Here is an 18809-nt window from a genome sequence, read left to right on the forward strand (position 1 = left end):
CCTACCAGCGCAGCGCCCGGATGGCGGCGATCGGGTCGACGCCCTCGGCCAGCGCCACCTGGCGCAGCCGCTCCGGGTCCGGGTTGTCGCCATGGGCATGGGCGGCAAGCCCGGTCATCGCCCAGAGCGCATCCATCCCCGCCGCCGCGGCGCCGGCGAGGTCGGTATGCGGCGTGTCGCCGATGGCGAGCACCCGGCGCCGGTCGGTGAGGCCGAGCAGCTCCATCACCGGGTCGTAGACCGCCGGGTCCGGCTTGCCGACCTCGAAGACCGACCCGCCGAGCTCGAGATAGATGTCGGCGAGCGCGCCGGCGCAGATCAGCCGGTCCTCGCCGACCATGACGAAGCGGTCCGGGTTCACGCAGACCATGGGCAGGCCATGGGCCGCCGCCGCTTCGAGCGCCGGGCGGTAGGGCGCCGGGTCGGCCGAGCCGCGCTCCGGGTCGGGGCCGGTGTTCAGCAGGAAATCCGCCCCGGCCGGATCGGCGACCCGCTCGGCGACGCCCTCCTCGATCACCGAGAGGTCCTTCTCCGGCCCGATATGGAAGGCGCGGCGGCCGAGCGGGGCGAAGAAGGGGTGGCTGCGCTCCTTCAGCATCCGCCAGGCGATCTCGCCCGAGGACATGATGCCGTCATAGAGCGCGCGGTCGAGCGCCATGCCGTCCAGCAGCTCGGCGACGAACCAGGCGCGGCGCGGCGCATTGGTCAGGAAGACGATGCGCTTGCCGCGGGCCTTGAGCTCGGCCAGCGCCTCGGCCACGCCGGGATAGAGGCGGCGGCCGTTGTGGACGACGCCCCAGAGGTCGAGGACGTAGCCGTCATAGCGCTCCGCCAGCGGGGCGATGCCGTCGAGGATATCCATCCCAGTCTCCCTCAGGCCGCGGTGCCGACCGCTTCGGCGACGCTCGAGAAGCCCTCCCGCCGCAGCAGCGCGGCCAGGTCGCGGAGGATCGCCGGGACCAGGGCCGGGCCGGCATAGGCGAAGGCGGTGTAGAGCTGCACCAGGCTGGCCCCGGCCCTGATGCGCGCCAGCGCATCGGCGCCGCTGGCGATGCCGCCGGCGCCGACCAGCGTCAGCCGGCCGCGCGCGATGCCGTGGCATCGCCGCAGCATCGCCTCCGCCCGCCCGCGCAGCGGGACGCCGGACAGGCCGCCCGCCTCCGCGCGATGGGGCGAGCGCAGCCCCTCCGGCCGGGCGATCGTGGTGTTGGAGACGATGAGGCCGGCCGCGCCATGGGCGATGCAGGTCTCGATGACCGGGCCGAGGGCGGCATCGGCGAGGTCCGGGGCGATCTTCACCAGCACCGGCGGCCCCTCGATGGCGGCGATGCCGGCGAGGATCTGCGCCAGCCGCTCCTCCCCCTGCAGGTCCCGGAGGCCGGGGGTGTTGGGCGAGGAGACGTTGACGGTGACGTAGTCGGCGAGGCCGGCCAGCGCGGCGTAGAGGGCCGGGTAGTCCCGGGCCGGGTCGGCGCCCTCCTTGTTCACCCCGATATTGGCGCCGAAGACCGCCGGCAACGGGCGCGGCAGGGCGCGGAGCCGGCCGAGATAGGCCTCCACCCCGCCATTGTTGAAGCCCATGCGGTTGATGACGGCGCCATCCTCCGTCAGCCGGAACAGCCGCGGGCGCGGGTTGCCGGGCTGCGGACGCGGGGTGACCGTGCCGGCCTCGACGAAGCCGAAGCCGAGGTGCATCAGCGGCAGCACCGCGACGGCATCCTTGTCGAAGCCCGCCGCCAGGCCGAGCGGGTTGGCGAAGCGGAGGCCGAGCGCCCCGGTCGCCAGGATCGGGTCGGCCGCGGCCTCGGCACGGCCGGCGAGGCCCGCCCCCAGGGCCCTCAGCGCCAGGCCATGCGCCGTCTCCGCGTCGAGGCGGCGCAGCAGCGGCGTGGCGAGGGAGGCGAGGCGCGGGGTCATGGCGCCGCTGTGTGCCCCAGCCGGGCCGGGATGGGAAGCGGTTGACGCCCCCGCCGCCGCCCGCGACAAGCGTCGCGGGCAAGGGCCGGGAGGAAAGCCGAGTGAGGGGACCCGCGCTGCTGCTGGCCGGCGTCGTGCTGTTCAGTATCAACGACGCGAACAGCAAGCTGCTCTCCGGCCAGTACGGCCTCGGCGAGGTGCTCTTCCTCCGCTATGCCATGCTGCTGCCGGCCTTCCTGCTGGCGCGGGCGGCCTGGCCGGGCTTCGGCGGGCCGCTCTCGACGCGGCATCCCGGGCTGCAGGCGCTCCGGGCCTGCTCGATGATGGTCTCGGCGGGCGGCTTCTTCCTCGGCTTCCGGCATGTGCCGCTGGCGGAGGGCTACCTGTTCTTCTTCACCGCGCCGCTGCTCACCCTCGGCCTCGCCGCGCTGATGCTGGGCGAGGCGGTGGTGCGGGCGGCCTGGGGATGGTGCCTGCTCGGCTTCACCGGCGTGCTGCTGGCGGTGGCGCCGAAGCTCGGCGGGCTCGACGCGCCACTTGGCGGCTACCTGGCGTTGCTGGCGGCGACATTCGCCTTCGCCCTGAATCAGACGCTCAACCGGAAGCTGCGGACGGAGCCGGGGTTGGTGGGCGTCATCCTCTGGCCGAGCCTGCTCGGCCTGCCGCTCTTCGCGCCGCTGGCGCTCATCGACTGGGTGTCGCCGCCGCCGCTCGACCTGGCGCGGATGCTGGGGAACGGGCTGCTGGCCGGCGCGGCGGTGGTCTGCACCGCGGCAGCCTTCCGCCATTCGGATGCCGCCCGGCTCGCGCCCTGGGGCTTCGCGGCGCTGCCGGTCTCGGTCGGGCTCGACCTCGCCATCTGGGGGCATTGGCCGGATGCGGGGATGCTGGCGGGCGGGGCCGTCGTCGTCTTCGCCTGCCTGATGAGCGAGCGGGCGCGGCGGCGTGGGCTCGTTCAGTCGATCCCGGCGGGGAAGGCATGGGTGCCGTCCGGGCCGAGCGGCAGCGGCGTCACCGCCCGCACGGCGGAGAGCGGCAAGGCGCCGTAGAGATGCGGGAAGAGGCCCGGGCGGCTGCCGGCCGGCTCCCAGCGCAGCGCCTCGCCGAGCGCGGCGGCATCGACCTCGACCAGCAGCAAGTCGCGCTCGCCGGCGCGGTGCTTGGCGGCGCTGGCGCGGAGCTGGGCGCCGGTCGAGAAATGCAGGAAGCCGTCGCGCCGGTCGTCCGCGCTGCCCCGATAGGCGCCGGCGGCCTCGGCCTCGCGCCAGTCGGCGGCGCGGACCATGGTGTAGATGAGGGGGCTCATCGGCCGAGCGTCTGGAGCCGGTCGAGCAGCCGGTCCACCTCCTCCGCCGTCTGGTAGAGGCCGAAGCCGAAGCGCAGCCGCCGCCCCCGCCGGTCGGTGACGATGCCGGAAGCGGCGAGGCGGGCCTGCCAGCCCTCGGCATCCTCGAGGTCGAAGGCGAGGAAATTGCCCCGCGCCGGGTCGTCCGGCGGCACCACGAGCCGGGCGGGGTCGAGCCCGGCGCGCGGCAGGCCGGCGAGGAAGCGGGCCTGCAGCGCCAGCGCATGCGCATGGATGGCCGCCGCGTCGAGGCCGAGCCCGGCCAGCCAGTCCATCACCGCATTCAGCCGGTAGAGGCCGCTGGTCTCGAAGGTGGAGCCCATGAAGCGCCAGCCATCCCCGGCATAGGGTACGCCGGCCTGCCCCTCGGCCAGCGCCCCGAATCCGGCATACCAGCCGGTGGAGCGCGGCCGCGGCAGCCAGCCGGGCGGACAATGGAGGCAGCAGGCCCCCTCTCCCGCCATGGCGTATTTGTAGCCGCCGGAGAGGTAGAAGGCGCGGTCGGCAATGGCCGCGAGGTCGACCGGGCGGGCCATGAAGGCGTGGTAGCCGTCGATGACGAGGGCGGCCTCGCCGGCGGCCTCGGCGAGCGCGGGCAGGTCCGTCACCGCGGCGCCGGAGGTGAAGAAGACCTCGCTCGTCCAGACCAGGTCGAAGCCTTGCCGGGCAGCCTCCGCCAGGCGGGGGATGCAGTCGCGCGCCGGCTCGCTCGGGATGCGGGTGACGGCAACCAGCCCCTCCTCCTCCAGCCGCGCGAGCTGGCGGGCGAGGCTGTGGAACTCGCCATCCGTCGTCAGGATGCGCGGCGGCCGGTGGGTGGGCAGCGCCGAGAGGATCCGCACGACGAATTCCTGGGTGTTCGGCGCGAAGACGATGGTCGACGGGTCCGGCAGGCCGCAATGCCGGGCGACATGGCGCTGCGCCGCCTGCCAGACCGGGCCCAGCACATGCCCCCATTTCGTATCCAGCAGCCGGGCCGCGTCGTCCCAGGCGGCGAGCTGGGCCGCCCGCGTCACGTCGGGCCGCGGATGGTGGCTGTGGGCTGCGAAATGCAGCCGCTCCGGCGCGGCGCCGAGGCTCAGGGAGAAGTGCGGGCGAAGGTCCAGCATGGGCTTGCTCCGGCTGATTGCTTTAAGCTTAAAGTAACCTCTTCAAGGAGACCACTACCATGGTCGAGGGCGTGGAGACCGATTTCGCCAGGCGCATGAGCTATGGCGACTACCTGCATCTCGACCAGGTGCTCTCCGCCCAGCAGCCGCTCTCCGGCCAGCATGACGAGCTGCTCTTCATCACCATCCACCAGGTGCAGGAGCTCTGGATGAAGCTCCTCACGCACGAGCTGGACCTGGCGATGGCGAATATCCGCGCCGATGCGCTGCGCCCGGCCTTCAAGGCGCTGTCCCGGGTCGCACGCATCCAGAAGCAGCTGATCGAGGCCTGGGACGTGCTCTCGACCATGACGCCACACGACTACCTCGCCTTCCGCGACAGCCTCGGCAGTTCCTCCGGCTTCCAGTCCTGGCAGTACCGGCTGATCGAGTTCAAGCTCGGCGCGCGGGACGGCTTCATGATGAAGCCGCATGCCCACCGGCCGGACATCATGGCGGCGCTGGAGGCGGCCTTCCACGGCCCCTCGCTCTATGACGAGGCGCTCAGGCTGCTGGCGCGGCGGGGGCTGCCAGTGCCGGAGGCGGTGCTCGGGCGCGACCTCAGCCAGCCGCACCGGGCCGATGAGGGCGTCACCGCCGCCTGGGCCATCGTCTACGAGCAGGCCGAGGCGCATTTCGACCTCTACGAGCTGGCCGAGGAGCTGGTCGACCTCGAGGACGCCGTGCAGACCTGGCGCTTCCGGCACGTGCGGACGGTGGAGCGCATCATCGGCCACCGGATGGGCACGGGCGGCTCGGCCGGCGTCTCCTATCTCAAGGGCGTGCTCGAGAAGGGGTTCTTTCCCGAGCTCTGGACGGTCCGGACGCAGCTGCGGCCCGCCCCGCGGCGTGAGCGGTAGCCTCATTTATGGTTCCGTAAATCGGTTGCCGCATGGTCGGTGCCGTCCCATGAGACGGGGCGGGAGACCATGCCGGCGATCCAGGTTTTCGGGACCATTCCCAGCACGCTGCGGGAGAACACCAGACCGGGGGAGTGGGTCGCCGGGCTGATGCTGACCGGCGACACCGGCAACCTGATCGGCATCGAGGTCACGGGGCCAATGCGCTGAACTTCGTCGCGGCCTGGAACCCGTTGCTCGGCCTCGGCACCCTCGGCCTCGCCGCCCCGGTCGACTACGAGTACTTCGCCGCGGCCCGCCTGCCGCCGCAGCTCTCCTTCTCGCTCAGCTTCCTCTTCGACGATGGCAGCCGGCAGAGCCCGGGCACCGTCTACCGCGTCGCCGTCCTCGACCAGGACGACACGCCGCCGAGCGACCTGCGCCTCGTCACCGGCGGCAGCGTGGCGGCCGGGGCGATCGGCAGCGTCATCGGCACGCTCGCGGTCACCGACCCGGATTCGGCCGGGCCCTTCACCTTCACCTTCGCCGAGGAGGATGCCTGGCGCTTCGAGGTGGTCGGCAACACGCTGAAGCTGAAGGACGGCATCAGCCTCGGCCTCGACGAGATGCCGGTCCATCCGCTGTTCGTCCAGGTCTCGGACGGGCGGCAAAGCGCGGGCTTCACCCTCACCATCGCGGTGACGGATGCCGGCACGCAGCCGGGCCCGGTGGAGGTGCTGACGCCGTCGACGCCGCAATCCGGCTTCGTCCTCCACACGCCGAGCCAGGCGGTGACGCTGCACGAGGCGCGGGAGGTGACGGCGGCCACCAGCCATGGGGAGGGGCTGCGGCAGGTGCTGCTCGCCGAGGGGAAGGAGGTCTGGATGCCGGCGGTGCAGGCGCTGCGCCTCGCCGATGGCTGGCTCGACTTCGACCCGGCCGGCCAGGCGGTGCGCGCCGCCGCCCTGCAGGGCGCGGCGACAGGGCAGGCCGCGAGCGGGACGGACCTTGCCGGGCTCGTCGAGCGGACCAGCGCGGGCCAGGGCTGGGTCGACCTCGCGGCCGGGCTGTTGCCGGGGGCGCTGGCCGGGCTCGACGATGCGGCGCTGGTGACGACGCTCTACCACTCGGCCCTGCACCGCGACCCGGATGCGGCGGAGCTGGCCCTGTAGCTCGGCCGCCTCGCCTCCGGGGTCAGCCGGGCGCAGCTCGCCGCGGACCTGGCCGGCTCGGAGGCCGCGCTGGCGGCGGCGGCCGATCCGGATGGGGTCTGGGTCGGGCAGGCGCTCGGCGGCAGCGCGGCCTGGCACATGGATAGGGGCGGGCTGGGCAGCGGCGTGCTGGTGGTGGCGAGCTATCCGGCCGGGTCGGCCTGGATGCTGTGACGCGTCAGAATTTCAGCCGCTGGACCTCGCAGGTGCCGGCGAGGCTGCCGGCGGCGACGGGCAGGTCGCAGGGGGCGGGCGGCGTCGGCGGCTGGTCGCCGGGCCCGGCCAGGGCCGGCGCGGCGGCACGGCAGGCCTCCACCCGGGCCACGTCGGGCCGGCGGGAGAAGAGCAGCCGGGCCTCGCCGGTCATGCGGCGGCACGCCGCGCCTGCCCTCGCCGGGCAGGGGGGCGCCGAAGCCGGCGACCAGCGGGTCGCGCCGCGCGCCGATCCCCTCCGAGTCCAGCCAGGCGGTCTGGCCGGGCAGCTCGATGGCGAAGCCGCGCTCCTCCACCACCACCCGGAGCTGCCCGCCCTGGGGGAAGCGGCAGGGGAGGAAGGTCTCCGCCGCGGCCGGGCGCGCCAGGGCCAAGGTTGCGAAGGCGAGGGCGGCCGTCCGGGCCGGGCCGTACCGCATGGTCGTTCCTTCCGGTTATCGATGCCGGCACGTTACCCCGCTCCGCGAAAGCTTCAACTCGTCGCGCGCAGGGCCTAGGTTAGCGCCGTGGAAACCGCCGACACGAGCCTGGGCGCCAGGCCCCTCTCTCCCACCCCGCGGGGTGGGCTGCATCGATTCGCCAATCCGGGCCGCTTCCTGCGGCTGTCCGGGCGGGTGCTGCCCTGGCTGACCGCCGCGGCGGTGCTCACCCTCGGCATCGGCCTGCCCTGGGGGCTGTTCTTCTCGCCGCCCGACTGGCAGCAGGGCGAGACCGTCCGCATCCTCTACATCCATGTGCCGATGGCCTGGCTGGCGATGGGCGGCTATGCCGGGCTCGCCATCGGCTCGATCCTGTCGCTGATCTGGCGGCACCCGCTGGCCGACCTCGCCTGCCGTGAGCTGTCGCCGGTGGGCGCGCTGGCGACGGCGCTCTGCCTCGCCACCGGCAGCCTCTGGGGCAAGCCGATGTGGGGGACCTGGTGGGTCTGGGATGCGCGGCTCACCTCGGTGCTGGTGCTCTTCTTCCTCTGGCTCGGCCATGCGGCCCTCGTCCGCGCCTTCGACGACGCCGAGCGCGGGGCGCGGATGGGCGCGATCCTGGCGCTGGTCGGGGCGGTGAACGTGCCGATCGTGAAATTCTCGGTGGACTGGTGGAACACGCTGCACCAGCCGGCGAGCGTGACGCGGATCGGCGCGCCGGGCCTGCATGTCGACATCCTCTACCCGCTGCTGGTCTGCGCCCTCGGCTTCACCCTCGCCTTCATGGCGCTGGTGCTGGCGCGGACGCGGGCGGCGGTGATGGAGCGGCGCATCCGGGCGCTGGAGCTCGCGGCGGCGCGTCGCGCGGAGGCCGCATGAGCCTGCACTGGATCCACATCACGGCCAGCTACGCGCTGGTGCTCGGTGGCTTCCTGATCCTCAGCCTCGCCACCATCTTCCGTCATGCCGCGGCGAAGCGCCGGCTGGCCCAGCTCGACCCGCGCGCCCACCGGCGCGCACAGGATACCGCATGACCCGCAAGTCCCGCCGGCTGTCGCTACTGCTGCTCTGTGCCCTCGGGCTCGGCAGCGCGACGGCCCTGACCCTCTCCGCCTTCCAGGACAACCTGGTCTTCTTCCGCTCGCCGAGCGACATCGCCCGCGAGGCGCCGAAGCCGGACCGCGCCTTCCGCCTCGGCGGCCTGGTCGAGACCGGCAGCGTGGTGCGGGAGACGGCGCCGGACGGCAAGCCGGAGGCGCGCTTCCGCGTGACGGACGGCGCGAACGGGGTGCCGGTGACCTATGCCGGCGTGCTGCCGGACCTGTTCCGCGAGGGGCAGGGCGTGGTGACCCTCGGCAAGCTCGGGCCCGACGGCACCTTCCGCGCGAGCGAGGTGCTGGCGCGGCACGACGAGAGCTACATGCCGCCCGAAGTCGCCGATGCGCTGAAGAAGAGCGGCCACTGGAACCCGAACCAGGGCGCCCCGCCCCCGGCCGCCACCTGGAACACGCTGGAACCGGCGCCAGTGCAGCCGAGGCGCGGCTCATGATCCCCGAGATCGGGCATTTCGCCCTCGCCCTCGCGCTGGCCCTGTCGCTGGCGCAGGCGGTGGTCGGGCTGGTCGGCGCGCAGCGGGCCGATGCGCGGCTGATGGGCGCCGCCGCGCCGATCGCCGCCGGCGTGCTGGTGACGATCGCGGCGGCCTTCGCCTGCCTCGTCTGGGCCTATGTCGCCAACGACACCACGGTGCTGAACGTGGTGCAGAACAGCCATTCGGCGAAGCCGCTGCTCTACAAGATCAGCGGGGCCTGGGGGAACCATGAGGGGTCGATGCTCCTCTGGGTGCTCATCCTGGCGCTCTGCGGCGGGGCGGTCGCGGGTTTCGGCGGCAACCTGCCCTCGGCGCTCCAGGCGCGGGTGCTGGGCGTGCTGGCGCTGGTGGCGCTCGGCTTCATCGGCTTCATCCTCGCCACCTCGAACCCCTTCGAGCGCATCTGGCCGCCGCCGCTGGACGGCCAGGGGCTGAACCCGATCCTGCAGGACCCGGGCCTCGCCTTCCATCCGCCGCTGCTCTATCTCGGCTATGTCGGCTTCGCGGTGACCTATGCCTTCGCCGTCGCCGCCCTGATCGAGGGGCGCGTCGATGCCGCCTGGGGGCGCTGGGTGCGCCCTTGGGCGCTGGCGGCCTGGAGCTTCCTGACCCTCGGCATCGCGCTCGGCTCCTGGTGGGCCTATTACGAGCTGGGCTGGGGCGGCTACTGGTTCTGGGACCCGGTCGAGAATGCCTCGCTGATGCCCTGGCTCGCGGGCTGCGCGCTGCTGCACTCCGCCATCGTCGTCGAGAAGCGCGAGGCGCTGAAGACCTGGACGGTGTTCCTCGCCCTCCTCGCCTTCGGGATGAGCCTGCTCGGCACCTTCCTCGTCCGCTCCGGCGTGCTGAACAGCGTGCACGCCTTCGCCAACGACCCGGCGCGCGGCACCGTCATCCTCATCCTGCTCGCCATCTATATCGGCGGCGGGTTCCTGCTCTTCGCCTGGCGGGCGCAGGCGATGCTGCCGACGGGCATCTTCACCCCCATCTCGCGGGAGGGGGCGCTGGTGCTGAACAACCTGCTGCTCTGCTCGATCGCGGCGGTGGTGCTGGCCGGCACGCTCTACCCGATGTTCGCCGACCTCGTGCTGGGCGAGAAATTCTCGGTCGGCCCCCCGTTCTTCAACACGGCGATCTTCCCACTGGCGGTGCCGCTGATCGGCGCCATGACGCTCGGCCCGGTGATGCCCTGGAAGCGGGCGCGGCTCTTCCCCGCCCTGCAGCGGCTGTGGTGGGCGGCGTTGGCCGGGCTGGCGGCGCTCGTCCTCTGCTTCGCCATCGAGGGCTATCGCGTCGGGCCGGCGCTCGGCTTCGGCGCGGCGGCGTGGGTGATCCTCGCCGCCGTCGCCGACATCGCCGACCGCATCGCGCTGTTCAGCCGGCCGCGGGCGGCCTGGGCGCGGGCCAAGGGGCTGCCGCGCGCGGCCTGGGGCGGGGCGCTGGCCCATGCGGGGATGGGGGTGATGATCCTCGGCCTCGCCGGCATGGGCCTCGCCACCGACACGCTGCGCCTGGTGAAGCCCGGCGAGAGCGTGGCGCTGGCCGGGCTCGACTACCGGCTGGTCGGCGTCGTCGATGCGCCGGGGCCCAATTTCGCCGCGCGGCGCGCCACCGTCGAGGTGCGCAACGGCAGCCGGCTTGTCGCGGTGATGACGCCGGAGCGCCGCAGCTTCCCCGTGGCGCGGATGACGACGACGGAGGCAGCGATCCACACCACCTGGCTCTCCGACCTCTACGTCGTCCTCGGCGAGGAGCGGGATGGCGGCGCGGTGCTGCGCATCCACCACAACCCGCTGGCGCCCTGGATCTGGCTCGGCGGCGCGCTGATGGCGCTCGGCGGCGGCATCTCGCTCAGCGACCGGCGGGTCCGCGTCTCGGCGCCGGCGGCCAAGCTGGCCAAGCCGGTGAAGGCCGGGGCACGGGCATGAGCGAGGCGGCTCCCAACCCCGAAGCGGCCGCGTGGCGCCGGCGGGCGCTGCTGCTGGCGCCGCTGGCCGCCGCAGGGCTCGGCGGCGCCGGCTTCTTCGCCATGCTGCGCGGCCTCGGTACCGGCGAGTACGACCCGCGCGGCGTGCCCTCGGCCCTGATCGGCAAGGCGCCGCCCGAGTTCAGCCTGCCGCCGCTCGAGGGCGCGGGCCTGCCGGGGCTCTCGGCCGCCGACCTGAAGGCGGGCAAGCTGCTGCTGGTGAATTTCTTCGCCTCCTGGTGCGTGCCCTGCGTGATCGAGCACCCGCAGCTCATGCGCCTCGCGCGCGGGGGCGTCGTCATCATGGGCATCGCCTACAAGGACAAGCCGGCGGACAGCCTCGGCTTCCTGAAGCAGCGCGGCACGCCCTATGTGCGGCTCGGCGTGGACCAGCCGGGGCGGGCCGCGATCGACTGGGGGCTGTATGGCGTGCCGGAGACCTATTTCATCGACAAGTCCGGGATCGTCCGCTGGCGGATGGCCGGGCCGGTAACGGAAGAGATCCTGGACCGGCAAGTCACCCCGCTGCTGCGGCGATACGCATGATCCGCTGGCTGTTCCTGCTGATGCTGGCCGCGGGCCCGGCCCTCGCCGTGGGCGACCCGGCCGACCAGCTCCCCGACCCGGCGCAGGAGGAGCGCGCCCGGGTCATCGGGCGCGAGCTGCGCTGCATGGTCTGCCAGAACCAGTCGATCGAGGACAGCGATGCCGACCTTGCCCGCGACCTCCGGCGGATCGTCCGCGAGCAGGTGGCGCAGGGCAAGCCGGACGAGGTCGTCCTCACCTTCGTGCATGAGCGCTATGGCGACTTCGTCCTGCTGAAGCCGCCCCTCAAGCCGGAGACGGCGCTGCTCTGGGGGATGCCGGCCATCGCCCTGCTCGCCGGCGCGTTGCTGATCCGCGGCATGCGGCGGCGGCAGGCGGCGGCCTCCGGGCCGCCCGAACTCACCCAGGCGGAGCGCGACCGGCTCGCCCAACTGTCCGGCAGGCCGCGCGAGTGAGCTGGTTCCCGTTCTGGCCGCTGCTCGGCCTGCTGGCCGTGGCGGCGATCCTGCCGCTCGCCGCCAGCCTGTTCCGCCCGCCGGCGGCGCGGGGGCGGCGCGAGGCCGACCTCGCCCTCTACCGGGCGCAGATGGAGGAGCTGGACCGCGAGCGCGAGGCCGGCCGGCTGGACGAGCCAGGGCACAGGGCCGCCGTGCTCGAGGTGCAGCGCCGGCTGCTGGCGGCACCGGCCGAGGCGGGCACGCGCGCCGGCCGCGGGGCGAAGCTCGCCCTCTGGGCCACGGTCGCCGCCGTGCCGCTGCTGGCGCTTGCCCTCTACTGGCCGAGCGCGCTGCCGGACATGCCCTCCGCGCCCTTCTCGCTCCGCCAGCAGGTGGCGGCGCGGGACGAGGAGATGCTGGACCTGCTGCGCAGCCGCCTCGCCACGCTCAACCCGGCCAGCCCGCAGGCGCAGGACGGCTACCGGCTGCTCGGCAATGCCGAGCGCAGCCGCGGCGCGCTCGGCCCGGCGGCGGAGGCCTTCAAGCGGGCGCTCGCCGCCAAGTTCGACCCGGAGCTGACCAGCCAGCTTGCCCAGATCCTGATCGAGGACGACAAGCTGGACGAGGCCCGGCGCACCCTCGCCATCGCCCTGCCCCAGGCGCCGCAGCATGTCGGGCTGCGCTTCCTCACCGGCCTGGTCGAGGCGCGGGCGGGGAATGCGGCGCGGGCGCGGGAGCTCTGGCAGGCGCTGGTGGCCGAGGCGCCGGCCGAGGCGCCCTGGCGGACCATGGTCGAGCGACGGATGCAGGATCTGCCCTGAGCGCCACCGCGCATCTGGCTGCCTTCTTCCCGGAAGGCGTGCCGGAGGGGGTGCGGCTGGCCGAAGGTCCCTGGGCAGCGCCCGCTTTCGGCCCGCAGCGGCGGGCGGTGGGGCTGCTGGCCGCCATCGGCGAGGACCCGGTCGCGGCGGCGCTCGCCCGGACGGCCTCGGCCGAGGCGGAGGCCCTGGCGGCGGCGCTGCAGCCGCTCTGGCCTGAGCCCCTCGACCCGCGCCTGCTGGCGGCGACGCGCTGGGCGGACCCGTTCCGCGACCGCGCCTGCCCGGCGGCGGAGGGGCTCGCCTTGCTCGCCCTCTGGCGGCGCGAGGCGGCGGCCAACCGGGGCATCGCCGCCTTCCTCGGCATGGCGGGGTGGAAGCAGGCGGCCATCGCCGCCGCCTTCGCCCATGACGGGCCGCCGGCCGTCTTCGCCCGGGACGAGGCGGGGGCACTGGCGGCGGCGCGGGCGCGGGCGGGCGGCATCGCCGTCTGGGCGACGCGCGCCGCGCCGGGGCTGGCGGAGCGGTGCCGGGCGGCCGGCGTGCCGTTGCATTGGGTGGAGGATGGCTTCCTGCGCTCGGTCGGGCTCGGCGTCGATTTCATCCCCTCCGCCTCGCTCGCCGTCGACCCGCTGGTGCCGCATTACGATGCGGGCGGGGCCTCGGCACTTGAGCGCATCCTGGTCGGGACGGAGTTCACCCCGGCGCTGCTGGCGCGGGCGGCGGCGCTGCGGCAGGCGATCGTCGCCCGGGGGGTGACCAAGTACAACCTCCGTCGCCCGGCAGCGCCCCTGCCGGCAACGCCGGGGCGGCGGCGCATCCTCGTCGTCGGGCAGGTGGAGGACGATGCCTCCATCCGGCTCGGCGCCGGGCGCGTGCGGACCAACCTCGCCCTGCTGGAGGCGGTCAGGCGGGAGGAGCCGGAGGCCTTCATCGTCTTCCGCCCGCACCCGGATGTGGAGACCGGCTACCGGCGCGGCTACCTCCCCCGCCGGGCGGCGCTGCGGCTCGCCGATGCGGTGGCGGCGGGGGGCGATATCGGCACGCTCTTCGCCCAGGTCGATGCGCTGCACGGTATCACCAGCCTGGCCGGCTTCGAGGCGCTGCTGCGCGGGCTGGAGGTCACGGTCTGGGGCCGGCCCTTCTATGCCGGCTGGGGGCTGACCCGGGACCGGGAGGCGATGCCGCGGCGGGGCCGCGCCCTCCCCCTCGATGCGCTGGTGGCCGGGGCGCTGATCCTCTATCCGCGCTACCTCGACCCGGTGACCCTGCTGCCCTGCGGGCCGGAGCTGCTGCTGGAGAGGCTGGCCGACCCCTCCGGCTGGGCGCCGGCCTCGGCGGCGCGGCGGGCCTTCCTGCCCTGGTGGCGGCAGCAGGGCTGGTGGCTGAAGCAGGCGCGCCGCTTCGGCCTCTGGCAGCGCTGACCGCGGCGACTCAGTCGAGCGAGATGCGCGCATCCCTGGCGATCGCCTGCCAGCGCAGGGCGCTCGCGCGGATATACCCGTCCACCTCGGGCTGCGGGACGTAGAGCGGGTCGACGAAGGCCGATTGCAGCCGCTGCTCCGTCTGCGGCGTGCGGGTGCGCTCGAGCGCCGCGGCGAGGGTCCGGGCGATGGCGGGCGGCGTCTTCCGCGGTACGAAGAGGCCGAACCAGATGCCGAGGTCCACATCCGGCATCCCGCTCTCCTTCAGCGTCGGCACCTGCGGCAGGGCGCCCGCGCGGCGGGCCGTGGTGACGGCGAGCGGGCGGAAGGCGCCGGACTGGATATGCGCGGTGGAGGTGGCGGTGGTGTCGAAGCCGAAGTCCACCTCCCCCGCCAGCATCGCGGCGACCAGCGGGGAGGAGCCACGATAGGGCACATGCGTCGCGTCGATCCCCGCCTCCTTCAGGAAGACCGCCGCCGAGAGGTGCGAGGAACTGCCGTTGCCGACCGAGCCGTAGATGAGCGGCCGCGCCTTGGCCTCGGCGATGAAGGCGGCGACGTCCCCCGCCTTGATGCGGGCGGGGATGACGGAGAGGATGTTCGCCACCTCCCCGATCGTGCCGAGGCAGAGGAAGTCGCGCACCCCGTCGACGCCGCTGCTGGCGTAGAGGATGGGGTTCACGCCGAACAGGGCGGTGGTGCCGAAGAGGATGGTGAAGCCGTCCGCCTCCGCCTGGGCGGCGGCCGCCGTCCCGATATTGCCGCCGGCGCCGGCGCGGTTCTCCACCACCACGGGCTGGCCGAGCTCCCGCCCCAGCGGCTCGGCGACGATGCGGCCGACGATGTCGGTCACCCCGCCGGGCGGATAGGTGACGATGAGGCGGAGCGGCCGGTCGGGCTTCCACTCGGCCGGCTGGGCGCGGAGCGCCGGCGCGGCGAGCAGGGTGCCGAGACCGGCCAGGGTGGTGCGGCGAAGCGGCATGGAGGCTCCTCGATCCAGGCGCGTAAGGAAGCCGAGCCGTGGCCCGCTGTCCAGCCTTCAGGAGGTGGGCTTGAGGCGGCCGCGGCGGGCGAGGCCTGCAGTCTTCCAGCGCGGCTCCGCCGACTTGGCCCGGCGGCGGAGCGGGGTGGCTTCGGCCGATGGAGCGGTCTCAGGCAGGGTCTCGGGCAGCACCTCTGGCGGAGCTTCGGCTGGGGGGGCGGCCTCGGGTGGGGCCTCCGGCGGCGCCTTGGGCGTCGCAGCGGCTTTCGGGGGGCGGCTGCGCCGGCGCACAGGCGGCGGGGCGGCCTCGGGCGGCGACGGCGTGGCGGGCTCGGGCAGTGCCGGCTCCGCTGCCGCCGGCTCCGGCTCCGGCTCCGGCTCCGGCTCCGGCTCAGGCTCCGGCTCCGGCTCCGCCACAGGTTCCGGCTCCGCCACAGGTTCCGGCTCCGCTGAGCGCGGCGGCTCCACCGGGCGGACGGGCTCCGCCCGGTCCAACAGCGCGCGCAAGGTGCCAGCCGTCTCGAAATAGGAGCCGTCGCGGCTGACCAGGTAGCGCTTGCCCTCGATGGTGAAAATGCGCCGCTGCATGGTGAGGCGCTGGACCTGCAGCTCGGTCGCGGGGAAGAAGGCGCAGCCGATGGCGCGGGCCGCGGCGACCTCGTCGGGGGTAAGGATCAAATGGTTCTCTCGGTCGGAATGGTGGGGCGGACTGTCCCGCGTCTTGCCCGGGGAGCCAAGTGAAACCCCGTTGAGGCCAGGCCGGAACGCGCATGGAAGATGGTGCGGGCAAGACTGACCGCCACATGCTTCGGCACATCACCGACCCGCGTCCGGAAGGCCTGCCGGTTGCCTCGCCGCACATCGGTCAAGCAACTGCCAGAAGACTTTCCGCCATCCCATGAATTGGGACATCATTTCGGCCAGAATGGCCGGACATTCAGAACGGAGCCCCGGCACAGGCCTCGGCGCGCGCTCGACAACGGAATGATGCAGGCGGAACCGGGGTCTGGAGCGGGCGATGGGAATCGAACCCACGACATTCAGCTTGGGAAGCTGACGTTCTACCTCTGAACTACGCCCGCAGCGCTGGAGACCATAGCCGCAGCGGGCGCCGGGCTCAAGCCCGCCTCTTGCACCGGCACCATGGAGAAGGGTTGACCGCGCCGCCCCAGGGCCGCTAACTGCGCCCGGGCCGCAATGCCCCCTCGCGATTTGTCCGGCCAGCTTGCGGCGAGGTCCTCACGGGTTCCCATCGGCGACATGACGGCGATGGGTTCAAAACAAGCGCGCTAAATCGGCCGTCGAGGGCGCCTCCGGGACCCTCGCGCACCGCATGGGTGCCGGACACCATTGGCCTGCCAGGGTGTTCCAATCCGATGTCCAAGTCCCTGCCCGAGCGTCCCCTCCGCCCCGCGACCTTGCTCGTCCGCGGCGGCACCACCCGCACCAACCATGACGAGACGGCGGAGGCGCTCTTCCTTACCTCGGGCTTCGTCTACGAGAGCGCCGAGCAGGCGGAGGCGACCTTCGCCGGCACCGCCTCGCACTACCAGTATTCCCGCTTCGGCAACCCGACCGTCTCGATGCTCGAGGGGCGGCTGGCGGCGCTGGAAGGGGCGGAGGCCTGCCGCTGCACCGCGACCGGCATGGCGGCGGTGCATGCGGCGATGCTCTCGCACCTGAAGGCGGGGGACCGCGTCGTCGCCTCGCGGGCGCTGTTCGGCTCCTGCCACTGGATCGTCTCGACCCTGCTGCCGCGCTACGGCATCACCGGCGAGTTCGTCGACGGCGCCGACCTCCGGCAATGGGAGGCGGCGCTGTCGCGGCCGGCGGCCCTCGTCCTGCTCGAGACGCCCTCCAACCCGATGCTGGAGCTGGTCGACCTGCCGGCCGTCGCGGCGCTCGCGCACCAGGCCGGCGCCATCGTCGTCGTCGACAATGTCTTCGCCACGCCCCTGCTGCAGAAGCCGCTCGCGCTCGGCGCCGATGTCGTCGTCTATTCCTGCACCAAGCATATGGACGGCCAGGGCCGCGTGCTCGGCGGCGCCGTGCTGGGCAGCAAGGCGTGGGTGGACGGGGTGCTGCAGCCCTTCATCCGCAACACCGGCCCCTCGATCAGCCCGTTCAATGCCTGGGTGATCCTGAAGGGGCTGGAGACGCTGCATCTCCGCGTCCATGCGATGTGCCGCAGCGCCGCCGCCCTCGCCGACTTCCTGGCCGAGCGGGTGGAGGTGCGGCGCGTGCTCTACCCCTTCTCCGCCAGCCACCCGCAATACGCGCTGGCGCAAAGGCTGATGACGGGCGGCGGCACCGTCGTCACCTTCGACCTCGCGGGGGGCAAGGAGGCGGCATTCCGCTTTTGCAACGCGCTGCGGCTGATCGACGTCTCCAACAATCTCGGCGATGCGAAGAGCCTGGTGACGCATCCGGCCACCACCACCCATATGCGCATCGGCGCGGAGGAGCGGGCGCGTCTCGGCATCGCGGACGGCACCATCCGGCTCTCGGTCGGGCTCGAGGATGTGGCGGACCTGGTCGAGGACCTGGCGGAGGCGCTGGATGCGGCGGGGGGCGCCGTGGCGCGCGCAGCCGAGTAGTAGCGCGAGGGGCCGCGGCCGTGGCAGGCTGCGGCCCCATACGGGGGGAAACAATTGATGCAGCGCCCGCCTACCGATGCCGATCCGGCCCGGCAGCCCGGCTATACCGAAGTGACGCGGGGCGTGCGGGTCTCCGTCCGCACCTTCTTCCTCGCCGACCAGTCGGAGCCGGAACGGGGCCATTACGTCTGGGCCTATCGCGTCACCATCACCAACGAGGGCCGGCAGACGGTGCAGCTGCTGAAGCGCACCTGGCTCATCACCGACGCCCAAGGGCGCACCCAGCAGGTGCATGGCGACGGGGTGGTGGGGGAGCGGCCGGTGCTCGATCCCGGCGAAAGCTTCGAGTACACCTCCGGCACGCCGCTGGCGACGCCGTCGGGCTTCATGCGCGGCACCTACCACATGGTGCTGAGCGACACCGGCGAGGGCTTCGACGTGGCCATCCCGACCTTCAGCCTCGACAGCCCGCACCAGCCGGGGCGGCTGCACTAGCTCAGGGTCGGGTCCAGTCGGTCGCGCAGCCAGTCGCCGAGCACCGAGACGGAGAAGGTCGTCAGAACGATCACCGCCGCCGGCGAGAGCAGGATCCAGGGCGCACGGGTGAGGTACTCCCGCCCATAGCCCACCATGGAGCCGAGCGAGGTCTCCGGCGGCTGCACCCCAAGGCCGAGGAAGGAGAGGCCGCTCTCCAGCAGGATGATCTCGGGGAAGGCGAGCGTCATCGAGACGATCAGCGTGGAGGCGATGTTCGGCAGCACGTGCCGGCCGTAGACGCGCCAGGGCGAGGCGCCGAGCTGCCGCACCGCCGCCGCATAGCCCTGCGCCCCGGCGCTGATGACGAGACCGCGCGCGATCCGCGCATAGCGCTCCCAGGCATGCAGGCCGAGCAGGCAGACGAAGAGCGTCAGCGAATTGCCGAAGAAGGCGAGCACCGCGAGCGCCAGGATCAGGAAGGGCAGGCTCGCCGAGAAGTCGACCAGGGCGAGGACCACCTGCTCGACGGCGCCGCGGAAATGCGCCGCCAGCACGCCGAGCGAGGTGCCGACCAGCGCGCCGATGACCGTCGCCCCGAAGGCGATCAGCAGGCTCATGCGGATGGAGAAGATCAGCCGCGACAGCACGTCCCGCCCCAGCTCGTCGGTGCCGAGCGGGTGCAGCCATGTCGCCCCGGGCGGCGCCAGCCGGTTGCGGAGGTCGAGCGCGGTATAGGCATAAGGCGCGATCGCATCGGCCAGCAGCGCGACGCCGAGCATCAGCGAGAGCCAGGCGATGGCGAAGAGCACCAGCGCCGGCCAGCGCCGCCGCCGCCTGCCCTCTTCCACCAGCCGGACGGGAAGCGCGATCCCCGACATC

Annotated in this window: 22 protein-coding genes and 1 tRNA gene; 14 read left to right on the plus strand and 9 right to left on the minus strand. The window is 73.3% G+C overall.

Features of this window, described 5'->3' with window-relative positions; all coding sequences use genetic code 11:
• Nucleotide 1: 1 nt before the first annotated feature.
• Complete coding sequence (locus AC5JJ1_RS15045; protein ID WP_495785914.1) at nt 2–862, minus strand: TIGR01459 family HAD-type hydrolase; 861 nt, start codon at nt 860–862, stop codon at nt 2–4.
• 11 nt (nt 863–873) lie between these two features.
• Entirely contained in the window at nt 874–1917 is a 1044-nt protein-coding gene (locus tag AC5JJ1_RS15050) for a quinone-dependent dihydroorotate dehydrogenase (RefSeq protein WP_495785915.1), read from the minus strand.
• Nucleotides 1918–2018: 101 nt separating this feature from the next.
• Between AC5JJ1_RS15050 and AC5JJ1_RS15055 the strand changes: the two genes are divergently transcribed.
• A complete protein-coding gene (locus AC5JJ1_RS15055) occupies nt 2019–2966 on the plus strand; it encodes a DMT family transporter (protein ID WP_495785916.1) in 948 nt (315 codons plus the stop codon).
• Here AC5JJ1_RS15055 and AC5JJ1_RS15060 read toward each other — a convergent pair.
• Together AC5JJ1_RS15060 and AC5JJ1_RS15065 are read right to left on the minus strand one after the other, a co-directional pair.
• Complete coding sequence (locus AC5JJ1_RS15060) at nt 2873–3223, minus strand: DUF952 domain-containing protein (protein WP_495785917.1); 351 nt, start codon at nt 3221–3223, stop codon at nt 2873–2875. The two genes, AC5JJ1_RS15055 and AC5JJ1_RS15060, sit on opposite strands and share 94 nt — an antisense overlap.
• Nucleotides 3220–4371, minus strand: a complete 1152-nt coding sequence (locus tag AC5JJ1_RS15065; RefSeq protein WP_495785918.1) for an aminotransferase class V-fold PLP-dependent enzyme — start codon at nt 4369–4371, stop codon at nt 3220–3222. Before AC5JJ1_RS15065 ends, AC5JJ1_RS15060 begins: the two co-directional genes overlap by 4 nt.
• A 59-nt stretch (nt 4372–4430) precedes the next feature.
• Between AC5JJ1_RS15065 and kynA the strand changes: the two genes are divergently transcribed.
• Genes kynA through AC5JJ1_RS15080 form a run of 3 tightly spaced genes read left to right on the plus strand, consistent with a single transcriptional unit; the run spans nt 4431 to nt 6421 of the window.
• Nucleotides 4431–5270 (plus strand): tryptophan 2,3-dioxygenase, encoded by an 840-nt coding sequence (kynA, locus tag AC5JJ1_RS15070; protein ID WP_495785919.1) that lies wholly within the window; start codon nt 4431–4433, stop codon nt 5268–5270.
• A gap of 39 nt (nt 5271–5309) precedes the next feature.
• Complete coding sequence (locus AC5JJ1_RS15075; RefSeq protein WP_495785920.1) at nt 5310–5480, plus strand: hypothetical protein; 171 nt, start codon at nt 5310–5312, stop codon at nt 5478–5480.
• Between the two features lie 23 nt (nt 5481–5503).
• Nucleotides 5504–6421: a hypothetical protein gene (locus tag AC5JJ1_RS15080; protein ID WP_495785921.1), complete on the plus strand. Its 918-nt coding sequence runs from the start codon at nt 5504–5506 to the stop codon at nt 6419–6421.
• A 217-nt stretch (nt 6422–6638) separates the two neighbouring features.
• Here AC5JJ1_RS15080 and AC5JJ1_RS15085 read toward each other — a convergent pair whose 3' ends face one another.
• Complete coding sequence (locus AC5JJ1_RS15085) at nt 6639–6827, minus strand: hypothetical protein (protein WP_495785922.1); 189 nt, start codon at nt 6825–6827, stop codon at nt 6639–6641.
• Between the two features lie 373 nt (nt 6828–7200).
• Here AC5JJ1_RS15085 and AC5JJ1_RS15090 point away from each other — a divergent pair, with 373 nt between their 5' ends.
• The 8 genes from AC5JJ1_RS15090 to AC5JJ1_RS15125 are packed head-to-tail and all read left to right on the plus strand — an operon-like array spanning nt 7201 to nt 13874.
• Complete coding sequence (locus tag AC5JJ1_RS15090) at nt 7201–7971, plus strand: heme ABC transporter permease (RefSeq protein WP_495785953.1); 771 nt, start codon at nt 7201–7203, stop codon at nt 7969–7971.
• The gene (locus AC5JJ1_RS15095) at nt 7968–8126 is read left to right on the plus strand and encodes a hypothetical protein (RefSeq protein ID WP_495785923.1); all 159 of its coding nucleotides are present in this window, start codon (nt 7968–7970) and stop codon (nt 8124–8126) included. The genes AC5JJ1_RS15090 and AC5JJ1_RS15095 overlap by 4 nt, the downstream gene beginning before the upstream one ends.
• A complete protein-coding gene (gene ccmE, locus AC5JJ1_RS15100) occupies nt 8123–8641 on the plus strand; it encodes a cytochrome c maturation protein CcmE (RefSeq protein ID WP_495785924.1) in 519 nt (172 codons plus the stop codon). Before AC5JJ1_RS15095 ends, ccmE begins: the two co-directional genes overlap by 4 nt.
• Nucleotides 8638–10611, plus strand: coding sequence for a heme lyase CcmF/NrfE family subunit (locus tag AC5JJ1_RS15105; RefSeq protein ID WP_495785925.1), 1974 nt, complete (start codon nt 8638–8640; stop codon nt 10609–10611). The genes ccmE and AC5JJ1_RS15105 overlap by 4 nt, the downstream gene beginning before the upstream one ends.
• Complete coding sequence (locus tag AC5JJ1_RS15110) at nt 10608–11195, plus strand: DsbE family thiol:disulfide interchange protein (RefSeq protein WP_495785926.1); 588 nt, start codon at nt 10608–10610, stop codon at nt 11193–11195. The genes AC5JJ1_RS15105 and AC5JJ1_RS15110 overlap by 4 nt, the downstream gene beginning before the upstream one ends.
• Nucleotides 11192–11650 (plus strand): cytochrome c-type biogenesis protein, encoded by a 459-nt coding sequence (locus tag AC5JJ1_RS15115; RefSeq protein WP_495785927.1) that lies wholly within the window; start codon nt 11192–11194, stop codon nt 11648–11650. The genes AC5JJ1_RS15110 and AC5JJ1_RS15115 overlap by 4 nt, the downstream gene beginning before the upstream one ends.
• A complete protein-coding gene (gene ccmI, locus AC5JJ1_RS15120; RefSeq protein ID WP_495785928.1) occupies nt 11647–12453 on the plus strand; it encodes a c-type cytochrome biogenesis protein CcmI in 807 nt (268 codons plus the stop codon). The genes AC5JJ1_RS15115 and ccmI overlap by 4 nt, the downstream gene beginning before the upstream one ends.
• A 38-nt stretch (nt 12454–12491) precedes the next feature.
• A complete protein-coding gene (locus AC5JJ1_RS15125) occupies nt 12492–13874 on the plus strand; it encodes a capsular polysaccharide export protein, LipB/KpsS family (protein ID WP_495785929.1) in 1383 nt (460 codons plus the stop codon).
• 10 nt (nt 13875–13884) lie between these two features.
• Here AC5JJ1_RS15125 and AC5JJ1_RS15130 read toward each other — a convergent pair whose 3' ends face one another.
• From AC5JJ1_RS15130 to AC5JJ1_RS15140, 3 genes are all read right to left on the minus strand, one after another.
• Nucleotides 13885–14856: a Bug family tripartite tricarboxylate transporter substrate binding protein gene (locus AC5JJ1_RS15130; RefSeq protein WP_495785930.1), complete on the minus strand. Its 972-nt coding sequence runs from the start codon at nt 14854–14856 to the stop codon at nt 13885–13887.
• A gap of 57 nt (nt 14857–14913) precedes the next feature.
• Nucleotides 14914–15534: a hypothetical protein gene (locus AC5JJ1_RS15135; RefSeq protein WP_495785931.1), complete on the minus strand. Its 621-nt coding sequence runs from the start codon at nt 15532–15534 to the stop codon at nt 14914–14916.
• Nucleotides 15535–15863: 329 nt separating this feature from the next.
• Nucleotides 15864–15938 (minus strand) — tRNA-Gly (locus AC5JJ1_RS15140).
• Between the two features lie 294 nt (nt 15939–16232).
• Here AC5JJ1_RS15140 and metZ point away from each other — a divergent pair.
• Nucleotides 16233–17453 (plus strand): O-succinylhomoserine sulfhydrylase, encoded by a 1221-nt coding sequence (gene metZ / locus AC5JJ1_RS15145; protein ID WP_495785932.1) that lies wholly within the window; start codon nt 16233–16235, stop codon nt 17451–17453.
• Between the two features lie 57 nt (nt 17454–17510).
• The gene (gene apaG, locus AC5JJ1_RS15150; protein WP_495785933.1) at nt 17511–17948 is read left to right on the plus strand and encodes a Co2+/Mg2+ efflux facilitator ApaG/CorD; all 438 of its coding nucleotides are present in this window, start codon (nt 17511–17513) and stop codon (nt 17946–17948) included.
• Here apaG and AC5JJ1_RS15155 read toward each other — a convergent pair.
• Nucleotides 17945–18808, minus strand: a complete 864-nt coding sequence (locus AC5JJ1_RS15155; RefSeq protein WP_495785934.1) for an ABC transporter permease — start codon at nt 18806–18808, stop codon at nt 17945–17947. The two genes, apaG and AC5JJ1_RS15155, sit on opposite strands and share 4 nt — an antisense overlap.
• Nucleotide 18809 lies beyond the last annotated feature (1 nt).

It is taken from the genome of Belnapia sp., from assembly GCF_059504005.1.